The organism is Streptomyces tateyamensis (assembly GCF_003205575.1).
GTDB classification, from domain to species: Bacteria; Actinomycetota; Actinomycetes; order Streptomycetales; family Streptomycetaceae; genus Kitasatospora; species Kitasatospora tateyamensis.
Genome location: NZ_PYBW01000008.1, coordinates 1 through 14,878 on the forward strand (window position 1 = coordinate 1; position 14,878 = coordinate 14,878).

16 protein-coding genes and 1 pseudogene are annotated in these 14,878 nt (G+C 72.0%); 6 read left to right on the forward strand and 11 right to left on the reverse strand.

The features are described from left to right. A partial coding sequence (locus tag C7C46_RS01740) for a serine/threonine-protein kinase (RefSeq protein WP_110664851.1) occupies nt 1–1,170 on the reverse strand: 1,170 nt, incomplete at its 3' end. A gap of 164 nt (nt 1,171–1,334) precedes the next feature. On the opposite strand from C7C46_RS01740, the gene C7C46_RS01745 reads away from it, so the two are divergent. Then, the gene (locus tag C7C46_RS01745) at nt 1,335–2,132 is read left to right on the forward strand and encodes an FHA domain-containing protein (RefSeq protein ID WP_245984023.1); all 798 of its coding nucleotides are present in this window, start codon (nt 1,335–1,337) and stop codon (nt 2,130–2,132) included. A gap of 56 nt (nt 2,133–2,188) precedes the next feature. Here the strand turns inward: C7C46_RS01745 and C7C46_RS01750 are convergent, their stop codons facing one another. The 3 genes from C7C46_RS01750 to C7C46_RS01760 form a co-directional block, all read right to left on the reverse strand. Then, complete coding sequence (locus C7C46_RS01750) at nt 2,189–2,413, reverse strand: hypothetical protein (protein WP_110664855.1); 225 nt, start codon at nt 2,411–2,413, stop codon at nt 2,189–2,191. Nucleotides 2,414–2,474: 61 nt separating this feature from the next. Continuing rightward, nucleotides 2,475–4,976, reverse strand: a complete 2,502-nt coding sequence (locus C7C46_RS01755) for an ATP-binding protein (RefSeq protein WP_110664857.1) — start codon at nt 4,974–4,976, stop codon at nt 2,475–2,477. Nucleotides 4,977–5,057: 81 nt separating this feature from the next. Next, nucleotides 5,058–5,783 (reverse strand): Crp/Fnr family transcriptional regulator, encoded by a 726-nt coding sequence (locus C7C46_RS01760; protein WP_110664859.1) that lies wholly within the window; start codon nt 5,781–5,783, stop codon nt 5,058–5,060. A gap of 174 nt (nt 5,784–5,957) precedes the next feature. On the opposite strand from C7C46_RS01760, the gene C7C46_RS01765 reads away from it, so the two are divergent. Genes C7C46_RS01765 through C7C46_RS01790 form a run of 5 tightly spaced genes read left to right on the forward strand, consistent with a single transcriptional unit; the run spans nt 5,958 to nt 10,245 of the window. Further along, a complete protein-coding gene (locus tag C7C46_RS01765) occupies nt 5,958–6,719 on the forward strand; it encodes a hypothetical protein (RefSeq protein ID WP_110664861.1) in 762 nt (253 codons plus the stop codon). A gap of 7 nt (nt 6,720–6,726) precedes the next feature. Then, entirely contained in the window at nt 6,727–7,140 is a 414-nt protein-coding gene (locus C7C46_RS01770) for a hypothetical protein (RefSeq protein WP_110664863.1), read from the forward strand. Then, a complete protein-coding gene (locus C7C46_RS01775; protein WP_110664865.1) occupies nt 7,137–8,363 on the forward strand; it encodes a protein phosphatase 2C domain-containing protein in 1,227 nt (408 codons plus the stop codon). Before C7C46_RS01770 ends, C7C46_RS01775 begins: the two co-directional genes overlap by 4 nt. After that, the gene (locus tag C7C46_RS01785) at nt 8,360–9,580 is read left to right on the forward strand and encodes a hypothetical protein (RefSeq protein ID WP_181442140.1); all 1,221 of its coding nucleotides are present in this window, start codon (nt 8,360–8,362) and stop codon (nt 9,578–9,580) included. Before C7C46_RS01775 ends, C7C46_RS01785 begins: the two co-directional genes overlap by 4 nt. A gap of 14 nt (nt 9,581–9,594) precedes the next feature. Beyond that, the gene (locus C7C46_RS01790; protein WP_110664870.1) at nt 9,595–10,245 is read left to right on the forward strand and encodes a vWA domain-containing protein; all 651 of its coding nucleotides are present in this window, start codon (nt 9,595–9,597) and stop codon (nt 10,243–10,245) included. Between the two features lie 386 nt (nt 10,246–10,631). Here C7C46_RS01790 and C7C46_RS01795 read toward each other — a convergent pair whose 3' ends face one another. The 7 genes and pseudogenes from C7C46_RS01795 to C7C46_RS01820 all read right to left on the reverse strand — a co-directional run. Continuing rightward, on the reverse strand, nt 10,632–11,045 hold the full coding sequence (locus tag C7C46_RS01795) for a GlcG/HbpS family heme-binding protein (protein ID WP_110664872.1): 414 nt from the start codon (nt 11,043–11,045) through the stop codon (nt 10,632–10,634). A gap of 574 nt (nt 11,046–11,619) precedes the next feature. Further along, a complete protein-coding gene (locus tag C7C46_RS01800; RefSeq protein ID WP_110664874.1) occupies nt 11,620–12,189 on the reverse strand; it encodes a GNAT family N-acetyltransferase in 570 nt (189 codons plus the stop codon). 57 nt (nt 12,190–12,246) lie between these two features. Beyond that, nucleotides 12,247–12,468 carry a hypothetical protein gene (locus C7C46_RS01805; RefSeq protein ID WP_110664876.1) on the reverse strand — a complete coding sequence of 74 codons (222 nt, stop codon included), beginning with the start codon at nt 12,466–12,468 and terminating at the stop codon, nt 12,247–12,249. 164 nt (nt 12,469–12,632) lie between these two features. Beyond that, the gene (locus C7C46_RS01810) at nt 12,633–13,202 is read right to left on the reverse strand and encodes a flavin reductase family protein (protein ID WP_110664878.1); all 570 of its coding nucleotides are present in this window, start codon (nt 13,200–13,202) and stop codon (nt 12,633–12,635) included. After that, nucleotides 13,199–14,329: an LLM class flavin-dependent oxidoreductase gene (locus C7C46_RS01815; protein WP_110664880.1), complete on the reverse strand. Its 1,131-nt coding sequence runs from the start codon at nt 14,327–14,329 to the stop codon at nt 13,199–13,201. Before C7C46_RS01815 ends, C7C46_RS01810 begins: the two co-directional genes overlap by 4 nt. Nucleotides 14,330–14,342: 13 nt before the next feature. After that, nucleotides 14,343–14,558, reverse strand: a complete 216-nt coding sequence (locus C7C46_RS34680) for a hypothetical protein (protein WP_181442143.1) — start codon at nt 14,556–14,558, stop codon at nt 14,343–14,345. Between the two features lie 117 nt (nt 14,559–14,675). Then, a pseudogene (locus C7C46_RS01820) lies at nt 14,676–14,867 on the reverse strand (F420-dependent methylene-tetrahydromethanopterin reductase); the annotation flags it as partial. Between the last annotated feature and the right edge of the window lie 11 nt (nt 14,868–14,878).

A 14,878-nucleotide genomic window follows, 5' to 3' on the forward strand; every position in this document is an offset into this window, starting at 1 on the left:
ACGAATGGGCAACAGGGTCGGGGGAGTTGGCTTGGTGGTGGTGGGGGAGGCCGAAGGGCTCGCGGAGGAGCTCTGCGTCGGCCCGGCCGTGGGTTCGACGGTGGCCGGCGCGCTGCTCACGGACTGAACGGTGCTGTTCTGGCGGGGCGGGGACGGGCTGAGGACGAAGGCCGCGAAGGCGCCGACGGCGATCACCGCAGCAGTTGTCAACAGGAGCAGTTGCTTGCGCCTGCGGCGGCGTGGGGCGGGCGGGACGGGAACGGCTTCGGGGTTCGGATCCGCCCGCAGGTCCGGCGGCGGGACGGTCTCCAGCTTGCTGACCGGCGTGAGGGCGAACGCATGGCGGGACGCGATGCGTGACATGACGTCAGCGGGCCAGGGCGGAAGCGGAACGGGCAGGTGCGCACGGGCTGCCGCGACGATCCGGTCTGCGGTGGGGCGGGCATCGCAGTCGCCGGCGAGGCAGGGCTCGACGAGGGAGGCGAGATCGTTGTCCACGGCGCGCAACGGTTCCACGTCAGGGACGACGCCGGGGGTGCGACCCGACGCGGCGTAGAGCAGGAGCGCCCCGAGCGAGTAGACGTCCGCGGGTGTGTGCACGTTCTCGGCCCCGGCCTGCTGCTCCGGCGCCGAGAAGCCCTGCGTGCCGTAACTGCCGCCGCTCTTGGTGAGCCTCGCCTGGTCCGCCGCGCGCGCTATGCCGAAGTCGATCAGCTGCACACCGTCGCGCACCAGCATGACGTTGCCGGGCTTGATGTCACGGTGTGCGATCCCGGCTGTGTGCACGGCCAGCAGGCGGGCGGCGGTCTCGGCCAGCAGCAGCCACAGCGCCTCGGCGGGCAGCGGGCCGCGCAGCCGGACCGCCTCGTCCACCGTGAGGCCGGGGACGTACTCGGTGGCGAACCAGGGGCGTTCGGCGGTGCTGTCGCTGGCCAGCATCCGCGGTGCGACTCCGAACGGCACCCGGTAGAGGATGCCGACCTCCCGCTCGAAGCGCTCGCTGGAGACCAGCCGCTTCCGGACGCGCTTGACGGCGGCGTAGCCCCGGTCCGAAGTCCCCAGGTAGACCTCGCCCATGCCGCCGGTGCCCAGCAGGCCGATGATGGTGAAGCTGCCGATCTCCTGCGGATCGTCCGGACCGAGTGGTTCGGCGACCGTGCTATCGATCATCAACAGTTTCCCGGCTGATCGCGCTCACGGCGGGCAGGCTATCGGGCAAGTGCATGTCACGCAAACGAGTTGGCGGCGCTTGAAACTGGCGCCGAATGTCCTGCGGGGACCGGTCCCCGCCCTGCGCTCGTAGGCTGGCGCGAGCCGAGGCGGAGGTAGATGAGATGGCGTACGGAGCGTTCCCACCCCAGATGCTGCCGCCGGGCAGTCCATCCGACCGGGTGCCCTCGGCGCCGCCGGGGACGATCTTCGTCCTCGGACCGGAGGGCGGGTACGCGGTGCCGCCGCGCCGGTACACGCTGCTGTTCGGGCGCGACCGCGAGGACGTGCACGTTCCGGTCGGCGTCGACGACCCGACCGTCAGCCGTCGGCACGGCGTCTTCACCTGCACGGGCACGGACGACAACTGGTGGCTGGTCAACACCGGCAACCTGCCGATCGAACTGCCCGACGGCAAGCTGATGCTCACCGGTCACCGGCGGATCGTCGAGCGCGGGTACACCCCGCTGGTGATCAACTCGTCCAAGCGGCGTTCCCACCTGGTGGAGGTCCGCGTCGTGGACGGGGACGACCGGCATCCCCGTGCCACGAGCGGCGCGGAGACCGTGGGCCCCGAGACGGTCTACGAACTCTCCGCGCAGGAGCGCCTGGTGCTCACCGCGCTGGCCCGGCGCTACCTGGAGGGCCAGGACGCCTTCCCGATGCCGCTGGCGTGGGAGGACACCGCCCGGCTGGTCAATTCCTCGCCCTACGCGACCAAGTCCTGGACCCACAAGTCGGTCGCCAACGCGGTTGAGGACGTGCGTGAGCGGCTGTGTCGCCGGGGCGTGCGCGGACTGACGCGCGATGAGATCGGCGAGCCGGTCGGCTCGATGCTCAGTGTCAACCTGATCAGGGAACTGCTCAAGACGGCGACCCTGAACGCCCAGGACCTGGAGCTGCTGGTCGCCGGCACGGACTGAGCGGATATCAAGGCGGGTGCCCCGGCCGATGGTTCGGTCGGGGCACCCGGCGTTTCTCAGCGCTCTGCGTCAGGGGCGGCCTCGGCGGTGTTGTAGGTGACGTGCATGGTGCCGTGTTCCACCGCGAAGACGGCTGCCTGGTCCTGTGCCGAGTTCTGCTGGCGGGGCTGGGGCTGCTCGGGGCGGTGCGTCGTGGTGGTCACGCTGTTGTTGTCGCCCACGATGAAGGTGCCGGAGACGTCCCCGGTGTGGATGGTGTCGGGGGTGGGGTCGGCAGGCATGGTCGGCCTCTCTTGGTCGGTCACGCGGAGATCGGTCACGCGGAGATCGGGCATGCGGAGATCAGCCTCCGCAGTCGGTCTGCAGGCTGTTCATGGCCGAGACCAGCGCCGATCCCTGGCTCGGGGCGGTGAACCCGGCACTTTCAGAATTATTCTTGTACGACTGATAGAGGCTCTCCAACTGCTGCGTGGGGACCAGCATGCGGTTCAAGTCCGATTTCACCGAGGCGTCCTGGGCCTGTGAGATGCCCTCCCGCAACGCGGACTCGAAGGAGTTCAGGTCGGTGATGACGGAATCGACGCCGGAATTCAGCGCGCTCTTGTCCGGGGGAGTGGACGTCTGACCCGAGTTGTAGGCGGCCATGGCAGCGTTGTAGGAGTCGAGCGCGGTGGTCACGGAGGCGTGGTCGGCGCTCATCTGCTCGCCTGATGTCGCCAGGCTCGACGCGACGGTCGCGCACACGGGATCGACGGCCTTCGGCTGGTCGTTCGCGTAGACCGCGGCGCCCACGCCCACCACGACGACGACGCCGAACGTACAGCTGATGGCCAGTGCCGAGATTCCGCCCTTGGCGCCTGCCGCACCTGCGGTGGTGAGCGCTGTGTGGCCCGTGCCCGTCGCGGCGGTGCCTGCGGCGTGCGCCGACAGGTGCGCCGTGTGCCCCGTGCCCGCCGCGCCCGCGTGCATGCCCGCAGTGTGCGCCGAGTGCCCGGCGGCGGTGTGCGCTCCCACCGCGTGGGCCGGGTGACCGGCGGTCGTGTGCGCTCCCACCGCGTGGGCCGGGTGACCGGCGGTCGTGTGCGCCTGCGAGAGGTCGATCCGGGGCGGTGTCGGTGCGGAGGCAGCGGCATGAGCGCCGCTCAGGTGCGCGGCGGCGGTGGGATGTGGGCCGGCCTGGGAGAGGTTGATCACCGGCTTCAGCACGGGTGCGTGCGGGGCAACGGGCACGGCGGGCAGATGCGGGACGGGCGGCAGGGTGGCGACGCTGTGCGGCGCGACGAAGGTGTGGACCGGCGGCGTGATCGCGGTTGCGGCCGCGTGGGTCGCCGTCGCATGGCTCGCTGCGGCTGTTGCGGCCGCATGGGTTGCCGCCGCGTGGCTCGCTGCCGCGGTGGCGGCCTGGTGGGCTGCCGCCGAATGCGCGTGCAGGGCGGCGAGTTCGTGCCAGAGCACGTCGGCCTCCAGTACCAGCGCCGTCGTCAGCGCAGCCCGCCCGATCGCGCGGCGGCGCGTGCGCGCCTCGCCCAGGAAGAATGCCTCGCCCGCACTGTCGCCCGCGCTCCTGGCGGCGGCCCAGCCGGCTCCGAGCAGGCTGCCCCAGGCGTCGAACTGCCGGGACAGCGCCAGCTTGGGCGAGGCGGCCCGGGCCAAGGCCACGCCGAGCTCGGGCTGCCCGCTCCGCTCCGCGCGCACCACCGCGACGTCCAAGGCCTGGAAGAGGGCCGCGACCTCGTCCGGAGTCGTCTCGCGCGCCTCGACCCAGGCCGTGAGCGCCTGGCAGAGCAGCTTGGCGGGGTACTGCGTCCCCCGGCTCTTCAGCACGCACTCGGCCACGTCCGGCGGACACCCGTAGCCGGTTTCCGAGGCGACCAGCAGGCCGTGGCGCACCAGGCCGCCGGCGATGGTGTCGCAGTCCGGTCGGCCGAGCAGGGCATCGAGCTGACGGGCAGCCAACTCCGCGCCGGACAGCGAGCCGAGCAGGTGCAGCAGGTCGCGCTCGGCCGGCTGGAGCCGGTTGAGCAGCGCGGGGAGCAGTTCAGGCAGATCGGCGATGCTCGGCAGGCCCTTGCCGGTCGAGGCCGACAGGGCGATGCGCCGCAGCCGCAGCGGGTTGCCCTGGACGGCGTCGCACAGCGCCTGGACGGTCCGCGTTTCGTCGGCCAGCAGTCCCCGGGCCAGCACGGCCTGTACCAGCTTCGCCCCTGCGGGAGCGGTCAGGCCGTCGAGTCGGACCGCGTGCACGCCGTTGACCGCGCAGTGCTTCTGCGAGGTGAAGACGAACGAGGAGTGCTCGGCCATGTCGAAGAGCCGGTGCAGGTCCTTCTCGTCGAGTCCGGCGTCGTCCAGGTAGATCCGAAGCCGCAGGGTTTTCAGGTGCTCCTTCAGCACCTCCAGCGACGGCTTGTAGTTCGGGGCGTCGAAACTGATGTCGAAGATCGCCTGCGCGAGGTCGTCGGCCGTCCGGCCGCCTGCTTCGATGTAGGCCGCGCCCTCGGGCCCGCCCGGCGCCGTGTGGGCGAGGTGGCGCAGCAGCGCGCTCTTGCCGACCCCGGGGTCTCCCCAGAGCTGGACCAACTGACGGGTCTGGAGAACCTGTTGCAGCAACTGGAGATCGTGGTCCCGGCCGATCAGCGGCTCGGCGCCGGATCGCGGCAGGTGGGAGATCAGGTCACGCTTGACCGGCTTCGGCAGCGGTCCCGCGTGCAGGGTGACCTTCGAACCGTACTGGGCCGTGATGTTCAGGTTGTTCACGGTGTTGTGGCTGCCGACGATCATCGTTCCGGACACGTCGCCGACCCGGATCCGCTCGGAACTCTCCGGCGCACCGAAGCTCTCGGGCATCAGCTGACTCCACCCTCTCCCACGCTCGGGTCCTGGCAGTTGGCCATGCTCGCGCCGACCCGTCGGGTGAACCCGGCGCTTTTAGCTGTTTGGCGGGATCACCGCCGACCCGCCCGAACCGGCGATACCGGCGAGGTGGTCCAGGTCGAGGATGGTGATCCTGCGGTAGCCCGTGACGACGGCGCCCGACTCGCGCAGCGCCCGCAGGGCCTTGTGGATCGAGGACTCCGCCGCGCCGACCAGCGTGGCCATCTCCGGCTGCGACAGCGGCAGATGGACCTCGTTGCTGCCGGGGCGCCCGTAGGTGACGGCCAGGTGGTGCAGGATCCTGGCCAGCCGCCCGAGCACGTCGCACCCGGCGAAGTCGACGATCCGGCCGGTCGCGGTGCGTAGTTTGGCCACCACGCTCGCGCTGAGCGCGAGTCCGATGGCCGGGTGCTGCTTGGTGCAGTGCAGCAGTTCGGAGCGCAGGATGTACCGGGCCAGCACCCGGCCGCAGGCAGTCACGGTGCCGATGCGCGGCTGGCTGTCGATCCCGGCGAGCTCCCCGACCAGGTCCCCGGCCATCCGCACGGCCAGCAGCGCCTCGCGGCCGTCCTGCGCGTGTGCGGTGACCTTCACCGCGCCGCCGATCAGGAGCAGCGCGAAGTCCGAGGTGTCCGCCTCGCGGATGGTGATCTGACCGGCCGGGTAGACCACGCGGTGGCCGAGTCCCAGCAGGACCTGGCGGTCGGCCTCGCCGACCCGGCCGAGCAGCCCGGCCGGCGGCCAGTACGGCTCGGCCCTGTGCATCCGTGTGTTGCTCATCGGGCACCCCTCCCTCCTCGTCCGGCCGCAGCCGGACAAGCCCTATTAGTAGCCGTTCTACCCGAGGACCCCTCCCCTACGATCGCGTCAATCATCTGATTGGCACCGGAACTTTGGTGCAGGCGGCGAACCGGTGCCCGGTTTGTCGGACCCCGTCGTGATCGCGGAGCGAATGTGAACCCGAGCTACGAGTACCGAGCCCTGTTGGCGTGCGACATCGCGGGTTCCGCGGGCCGCGGTCAGCAGCGGCTGCAGGAGATCCGCAGCGCGCTGCGGTACGCGCTGTCTGCCGCCCTCGGTGCCGCGGGGCTGGACGCGCGGGAGTTCGAGTACACCGACACCGGTGACGGCTGCCGGCTCGTCGCGCCGACCGGGCTGCCCAAGGCCGGGCTGCTGGTCCCGCTGCTGCCGGAGCTGGGCGCGCGGATCCGCGAGCACAACGGGCGCGCCGGCCCGCAGACCCGGATGCGGGTGCGGGTCGCGGTGCACGCGGGGGAGGTCCGGATCGATCCGGACGGCAGCGTCTCGGGCACCCCATTCGAGGCGCTCGCCCGGCTGCTCGACTCGGACCCGCTGCGGCAGGCGGCCCTGGCCGGTCCGGACGGCACCCCGGTGGCCGCGATCCTCTCGCAGCACGTCTACGAGGAGACCGTGGGGCACGGCTACGAGGGGCTCGACACCGGCGCCTTCACGGCAGCCGAGGTCCGGGTCAAGGAGTACGCCGCACGGGCCTGGCTCTGGTACCCGGGCAGCCCCGTCGGTCCGCCCGGCGGCACCAGCCCTGACGGCGAATCAGGTCCTGCTTCCGGCACCGGTGAGCGGCCTGCGCCGGCCCCGGCACGGACCGCGGAGCAACTCGTCCGGGCCACGGGGAACGGCACGGTCTTCGCCGTCGGCCGCGGCGAGCAGCACATCCGCTACATCGAACGGAGTTGACGCGCCGATGAACGAGGAACTCGCCGAGCTGGCCGCGAGCGGTGCCACCGCTCTGGTGTCCGCGATGGGAACCGATCTCTGGCAGGAGGCGAAGCGGCTGATGAGCGGCGTCATCGCGCGCTCCCACACCCGCCGCAAGGAACTCTCCGCCGAGCTGGAGCGACGGTCGACCGCCACGAGGGGAGCGGTCGACGCGGCGGAGGTGCAGTTCTGGACCCAGGCCCTGTTCCAACTGCTCGACCGGAACCCGGCTCTCGCCCAGGACGTCATGGCCCTGGCCGCCCTGCGGAGCGGGCAGCAGTCGGACACCGCCGTCCAGGTCAACTCCGTCAGCGGTTCGGGCGAGGTGTTCGCCGTGCAGAACGGCAGCCAGCACTTCGCCTTCGGACCGCGGTCCCGCGATCGCGAGGAACGGCCGTGAGCTGGGGCGACAGCCGGCCGGACGGCCTGATGAGCGGCTGGGCGCGGGCGGCATTGCTCGCAGCCGTCGTGATCGGGGCCTTCATCGAGGTCAGCACGGTGCACCGGCACCACGGCTGGCTGGTGGATGGGCTGGCCCTCGCGGCAGTAGGGCTGGCCGGCGCGGCGGCCGCGCTGGGGTCCGAGGCCGCCGCGACGCTCGCCCGACAGCCGGAGCGGCAGCGGGAGTGGCGCGAGCGCGAGCACGACCGCGAGCCCCGGACCGAGTTGACGGTTCCGGTCTGCCGCTACGTCGCAGCACCGGCCGGGCCGGCGGCCCAGCCTGCGCGGCCCCGGCCGTTCCTGCGCGAGCGGCCGACCGACCTGAGCGTTCCGCGCTTCGGCGACGGCGCCCGCGCGCAGGGTTACCCCTGGCTGCTGCCGGAGCGCACGGTACAGAACGGGATCGCCGCCGACGAAGCCACCGTCGGTGCCCTCACCATCCGTGCCGCCTCCGTCGTCGGGCCGGGCCACCGGTGCAGCCAGCCGGCCGAGCCGCGACAGGACTCCTACCGCATCGGGCGCAGCCGGGACAGCCGGTACGCGATCGTGGCCGTGGCCGACGGACTGTCAAGCGCCGTCTGGTCGGATGCCGGGGCCACCACCGCCTCCAGCCAGGCCGTCACGCTGCTGCGCGAGCAGATCGAGGCCGTGGGCTTCGACCGGATCGACGTCAAGGGGTTGTACGGGCAGATCGCGAACTCAGTCGCCGCGCATGCGGCCGGACGCCGCGTCAGCACCTCGCAGGTGGCCACCGTGCTGATCACCGCGGTGATCGCCGAGCCGGACGCGAACGGCGTGGCGCAGGCATGGGTCGGGTGGCTCGGCGACAGTTCGGCCTGGACGCTCGACCCGCGCGCCGCGCTGTGGCAGTTCTCCGCCGGCGAGGCCAAGGACCGCGCGGCCGCGGTGGTCTCGAACGAGGTCGCCGGGCGACTGCCGGACACGCCGGAGCTGGCCGCGGACGGGTACGTCACCCTGGTGCCCGGTGCCGCCCTCGCCCTGGTTACGGACGGTATCGGCGACGCGTGGGCGGACCGGGCGGGAAACGTCAACGAGTACTTCGCGAACGCCTGGCACTCGCCGGTGCCGGCCACCCGGTTCACCGCTGACGTCGGCTTCGACGCGCCGCAGTGCCTCGACGACCGCACCGCCGTCGTGGTGTGGAACGGCGGCGGGGCATGACCGACTCCGTCCGCACCGTCGGTGGCGCAGACCGAGACGGCGGCAACAGCACCAGCGCCAACGGCATCAGCGCCAGCGGCAGCGGCGCCAGCGGCAACGGCGGCCCCGCGGAGGATCCGCGCGGCTGGGCGCTGCCGCGGGCCGTGGCTCTCGGCGATCTCGGACCGCTGGCCGAGCCGATCTCCGAACACAACGGCCAGGCCGTCGCCGTAAGGCCGCTGACGGACCATCCGGGCTGGCTGGCCAAGCTCTACCGGTCGGACCTGCACCCGGAGGACGCCCGCCGGATCGACCTGTTGATCTCGGCTCCGGACAAGCTGCCGCAGGCGGACCGGGCCGCCCTGTACGCCGAGACCTGCTGGCCAGCGGCCCGGATCCACGGGCCCGACAACCCGGCCGTCGGATGCGTGATCCCGATGGCGCCCGAGCAGTACCGTGCCGAGCTGCGGCGCGGCAAGTTCAGCGAGCGCCGGTTCGTCGAGATCGACTGGCTGGCGAAGTCCGACGAGTCGATCCGGGGCGTCGGACTGCCGGGCCCCGGCCTCGAGGGCCGGCTGGCCGCCTGTCGCCGACTGACACAGCTGGCGGCGATCCTGGAAGCCCTGGAGCTGGTCTACTCGGACTGGTCGTTCTCCAACGCCTTCTGGAGCCCGGAGCGGCGTTCCGTCTACCTGATCGACGTCGACGGCTGTCAGCCGAAGAAGATGCCCGACCTCCACCAGCCGAACTGGGCCGACCCGCTCACGCCGCCGGGCACCGACGCGGACCAGTACACCGACCGCTACCGGCTCGGCCTGCTCGTCGCCAAGTGCCTGACCGGCCACCGCGATGCGCGCGCCTTCCACACCGTCGCCGAGTCCCTGCGGCAGGCCCAGCCGGCCGTCTGCGAGGTGCTGCTGGACATGCTGCTCGCGACCGATCGGGAACGACGGCCCGCAGCAGCCCAGTTGAACCAGGCGCTGAACAACGGCCCCTACCTCAGGGCCGCGCCGCGACCGACGCGCAGCCCGCTGCCCGAGCTGCCTCCCGTGCTGGCCGCTCCGCCCGTACTGCCCGTGCGGTCCGTGCCGTCCGAAGTGCCGGTGAGCCCGCAGCCCGCCGACACCGGGACGACCGGGGCCACGCAGAAGCCTGCGGCTGCCTCGCACGCCGCGTGGATCTTCGTGATCGTCCTAGCCGCGATCTTGCTCGTCATCATCGTCGCCGCCAACCACTAGCTCAGAGGTGCCCCATGTCACTCTGCCTGCCCACCTACGTGGTGATCGACGCGTCCTCGTCGATGAAGCCGCACGAGGCAGTGCTCAACGCGACCCTCTCGCGTCTGCACTACAACCTGGCGACCAATCCGCGCGTCTCGGAGTTCGCCCGGGTCAGCGTGGTCGCCTTCTCCACCGACGTGCACGTGGTGATCCCGATGTCGGACATGGAGCAGGTGCCGACCATGCCCGAGGTGATCTGCGGCGGACGCACGGAGTACGGCAAGACCTTCGAGCGGTTGCGGCAGTGCATCGAACAGGACGTCAGCACCCTGCGGGCGCAGCACTACAGCGTGCTGCGGCCGACGATCTTCTTCCTGACCGACGGCGGTCCGACCGACGCGCTGTGGCAGAACTCCTTCCGCGCGCTGGTCGACCGGAGTTGGCCGCGCCACCCGCACGTGATCGCCTACGGCTTCGGCGACGCCCAGCGCACCGTGCTGGAACGGGTGGCCACCAAGGCGTTGTTCATCGCCGACGGTTCGGACACCGAGTCGGCGCTGAGCGGAGCGATCTCCGGCCTGCTCAACAGCCTGATCGCCTCGTCCAAGACCGGTCAGATGCAGATTGCCACCGACGTCAAGGGCTTCGAGTACGTCCAGGTCGCCCAGGAATACGTGGACTGAGCATGGATGCCGACTCGCGTTCCACCGCGCCCCGAGCGCTGCGCGCCTCCGTCCTCCTCGCGGTGCTGGCCGCGCTGCTGCTCGCCCTGGGCGGAGCCGTCGAGGCGGTGGGCAACCTCCCCGGCCCCTCGGTGAAGGCGCCCGGGGGTAGCCCGCTCCCGGCGTCGCCGGTACCGTCGAGCCCCGCCCTCCCTCATCCGTCCGCGACACCGTCGCCTACCGTGGCGCCGTCACCTACCGTGGCGTCGTCGCCTACCTGCCCGCCCTCGGCCTCACCCGCCTCACCATCTGAGCCCACGACGACTGCCGCCAGCAGGGAGCGTCTGCCGGGGCACATGCAGACAGGACGAGGAGGCTCGTGCCGAGAAGCAGGGCCCACAGCGGAGTCAGGAACAGCTGGATGAGCGGACCGCCGCCTCGGCGCACGCGACATCATCCGCCGGGTCGGCCGCCCCGCTGACCCCGAGCCCCCCGATCACCGTCCCGTCCGGGCCGCGCAGCGGGAGCCCGCCTCCGAAGATCACGAACCGTCCCTGGGCGGCGGCGTGCAGGCCGCACAGCGGGCCGCCGGGGGCAGCGGCGATGGCGAGTTCGTGGGTCGCGGCGCGGTTGGCGACGGCGGTGTAGGCCTTGTCGGGGGCCAGTACGGTGCCGGCGATCTCGGCCCCGTCCATCCTGGCGAAGGCGAGCAGGTTGCCGCCGGCGTCCACCACCGCGGCGCTGACCCGCAGGCCGCGCTCGGCCGCGGCCCCGATGGCGGCGGCGCAGAGCCGCTGAGCAGTGGCGAGGTCGAGGTGCATGAGGCCAGCTTCACGGGCGGCCACCGGGCCCGGTACTGCGCGGATGTCAGCGGCTCGGCGGCGGCCCTTACAGTCCGTCAGAAAATCTCGGCGAGGCGGCGCAGCCTCGGCGATCTCCTCCGACAGTGGCAGGAACGAGGACCTCGACACACCTCATTCCTGCTGGTCAGAGGCTTCGAGGACTTGACGATCGACTTCGGGGTGGCCGAGGAGGCGTTGGAGGCCGCGCCCGAGGCCGGGGGCGGGATTACGGTCGCCGGCGGCCCGATGAGAGGAACCACGTACCCGCGCCCGGTCAGACTGCGGCTGGACCGGCTCGCGTGCCCCCGCAGCACGCACTGCGTCCAGCCCTCCGGTGCCTGCGCGACGACCTCCGCCGCGATCTGCCGCGCCGCATGTTCTATCGCCAGGTCCATGCCTGCCCTCTCGTCCGCGCTGTTCGGACGATCATGTCAGCAGGCGGCGACAGAGCGATCGGGCGTTTACCATCGCGCAGGGCCCGTCCGCGCCGACCCGGCGAACCTGCCGCGCGGACTGAGGACTTCACATCCACGGGCGCCGCGCCTCGCGCCGCCTACGCCTGCCGCAGCTCCCACTGTTCCTTCGTGATCTCGTACCGCACACCCCCGTGCTCGGAACCCTCGACCGCCATCATGTCGTCCGGCGTGGGGAGGCTCTCCACGAGCGTCATCCCGAGCTTCTCCATGACGTTGCGCGAGGGGCGGTTCACGGTCATCGTCTCGGCCCAGACCATGCGGATGCCGAGATCACCGAACCCCTTCGCCAGCAGTGCCTGCGAGACCTCGGTGGCGTAGCCCCGGCCCCAGGCGGCCTGGCGCAGGCGGTAGCCGAGTTCGGCCTCCTCACGCGGGCCGCCGCGCAGCGGACGCAGGCAGAACCAGCCGACGAACGCGCCGCCGTCCTTCTCGTACGCGGCGAACAGGCCGAGGTCGTGATCCCAGCGCTCGTAGCCGGCGAGGATGCTGGGGATGGCGCGGTCGCGGACCTCCTCCGGCGGGGTCGCAGCGCCCCCGGTCAGGTAGCGCATCACCGCCGGGTCGCTGTCCAACTCGATCAGCAGGTCCGCGTCGGCGGCGGTGAAGGGGCGCAGGGTCAGGCGCTCGGACTCGAGGTAGGTGGTCACGTCGGGATCATGGACGAGACGGGTCGCCCGGTCCAGGGGTTTTTCGGGCCGCGCCTGTCACCCGGCCTGGTACTTGCCTGTCTCCCGGTCGCGGTAGATCGCACCCGACTTGCGCAGCTGCTCCAGGTCCCGCCGCACGGTGCGCGGGTCGGGCTCGACCACATAGCTCGCGCGGGCGCGCACCCAGTCCCAGGCGCCGCCGTCCTGTCGCATCGCCTGAAGGAGCTGGTCGCGCCTCTCGATGGCGGAGGTGGGCGCGTCGGGGGTGTTCTCGTTCATGGGCCTCATTCTGGCCCAGTACCGTTGCACCTCCCAACTCCGCTCCGGGCTGTCAGAGCCGCACCGCCCGTGTTCTTCGCCGGGGCGTTCCGTGGCCGGCATGGTGACCGTCCGCTCGAAGGTTCCGGTGGCCGTGGGCGCGCCGGCGGCGTGGTACTGGACGGTTATGCCGGGTCCTCGGGGGCGAGGCGGTGGAACCGGCCGGCGTGGAAGACCAGCGGTGCCACCGTATGGTCGGCGCCCAGCTCGTGGATCCGGAGCAGGACGATGTCGTGGTCGCCCGCCCGGACGAGGCGGTCGATGCTGCAGTCGAACCAGGCGCTCGCGCCCGTGAGCAGGACGGCGCCCTCGGGGGTGGCCCTCCAGTCGAGGCCCGCGAAGCGGTCGCCGCTGCGCGCGGCGAGCTGGCGGCAGGCGCTCTCCTGGTGGGCGCCGAGCACGCTGACGCCGATCCGGGCGCGGTCGCGCAGCAGGGGCCAGGTGGTGGACGTGTGCGCCACGCAGACCGAGACCAGCGCCGGGTCCAGGGAGACGGAGGTGAACGAGCTGGCGGCGAGTCCGACCGGCGTGCCGTCGGCGAGGGCGGCGAGGGCGGTGACTCCCGTCGGGAACGTGCCGAACACCCGCCGAAGGTCCTCCGGCCGCAGGGACGGACCGGGGGACTGGGCCGGCGTCAGGACATGGTCCGGCCCCGGGCGGTGGCCACTGCGGCGCTGCGGACGGGTCGTGGTCATCGCCGGGCCCATTCCTCAGCCAGCAGCGCGTAGGAGCGTACCCGGTCCCGGTGCTGGTGGGTGATGGTGGTGATGATCAGTTCGTCCGCGCCGGTCGCGTCCCGGAGCGTCTCCAACTGGTCGGCGACCTGCCGTGGTGAGCCGACGAACTGGGTCTCGGTGCGGTCCGCGACCAGCGTCCGGTCCTCCTCGGTCCAGACGTGGGCACGTGCCTCGTCTGGCGTGGGGAACTGGATCGCGCCCTCGCCGCTGCGGATGCTGCGCACCCACAGGCCGTAGCCGGTGGCCAGTTCTCGTGCGGCGGACTCGTCCCCGGCGACGACGACGTCCGCGGAGACGCTGACATGGGGCCGGTCCAGCTCGGTGGAGGGGGTGAAGGCCGCGCGGTAGCTCTCGGCGGCTTCCAGCACCGTGGCCGGGCTGACGTGGTAGTTCGCGGCGAAGCGCAGGCCGTTCGCGCCGGCGACCTCGGCACTGATCCCGGCGCTGCTGCCCAGGATCCAGACCTGGATATCGGCGCCTTCCCCGGGCACGACGTGCGCCTCGACCCCGTCGGCGGAGACGTAGGTGCCCGCCAGTAGGGCCAGGATGTCGGCTATCTGCTCGTCGTAGGGCTGGGATTCGGCGCCCGGCTGCTGGAGCAGCTTCTTGTGCAGGGCGAACTGCGGGGAGCGCAGCAGGTGCTCGAAGGAGAACCGCGCCGGGATCCGCAGGCCGTTCGGGGTGCGGCCGTCGGTGACGGGCGTCGCGCCCACCAGGGCTGCCTGTCGGCTGCTCGGCGCGGACCGCCCCCCGGAGCGGCCCAGGCCGAGGTCGAACCGGCCGGGGTGCAGGGCGTCGAGCAGCCCGAACTCCTCGACCGTGGACAGGGCGGTGCGGTGCCCGAGCTGGACCGCGCCGGCCCCGAGGCGGATCGTCGAGGTCGCGGCCGCAGTGAGGGCGAGGACGACGGCCGGGGAGGTGCCCGCCACCCCGGGGTTGAGGTGGTGCTCGGCGAACCAGTAGCGGGTGTAGCCCAGTTGTTCGGCCTGCCGGGCCAGGTCGACACTGTTGCGCAGAGCCTGGGGCGCGGTGGAGCCGGAGGAGATCGGAACCAGGTCGAGAACCGTGAGCGGCGTGTTGGCCATGGCGAGATCCTTGTCAGCGGGTGGCGGTCGTGGCCGTCGCCACCACCGGGCCCCAGGCCCATGGCGGGTCGGGGATCTCGCGGCGCAGCGTGGGGGCGATGTCGGACTGGAACAGCTCCAGGCTGTCCCGGTGCTGGGCGTCGGTGAGGCCGCCGGCCTCGGCGTGCAGGGGTACACCGGTCACCGGATCCGGGGCATGCACGATCAAGGTGATGGCCAGGAGCTTCACGATGCCTCCGCCGCGTGGGTCCGGGCCCGGCGCGCTTCGCCGAGTCCGAGGTGGTCGCGCAGCGTCTCGCCCTCGTACTCGGTGCGGAACACGCCCCGCTCCTGGAGCAGCGGTACGACCGTGTCCGCGCAGGCGCAGCCCTTCGGCGAGGAAGAGGAAGTCGAACTTCGCCCGCTCGGCCGTGCGGGCGAGGTGGACGAAGGAGCTGAAGTCGATCTGGCTGCCGGCGGCCGGGTCACTCCACACGGTGGTGTTGTTCACGCCGGGGAAGTGCGCGGCGAGATGGATCTGCTTGACAGGCTTGCTCATGGCTCGTGCGG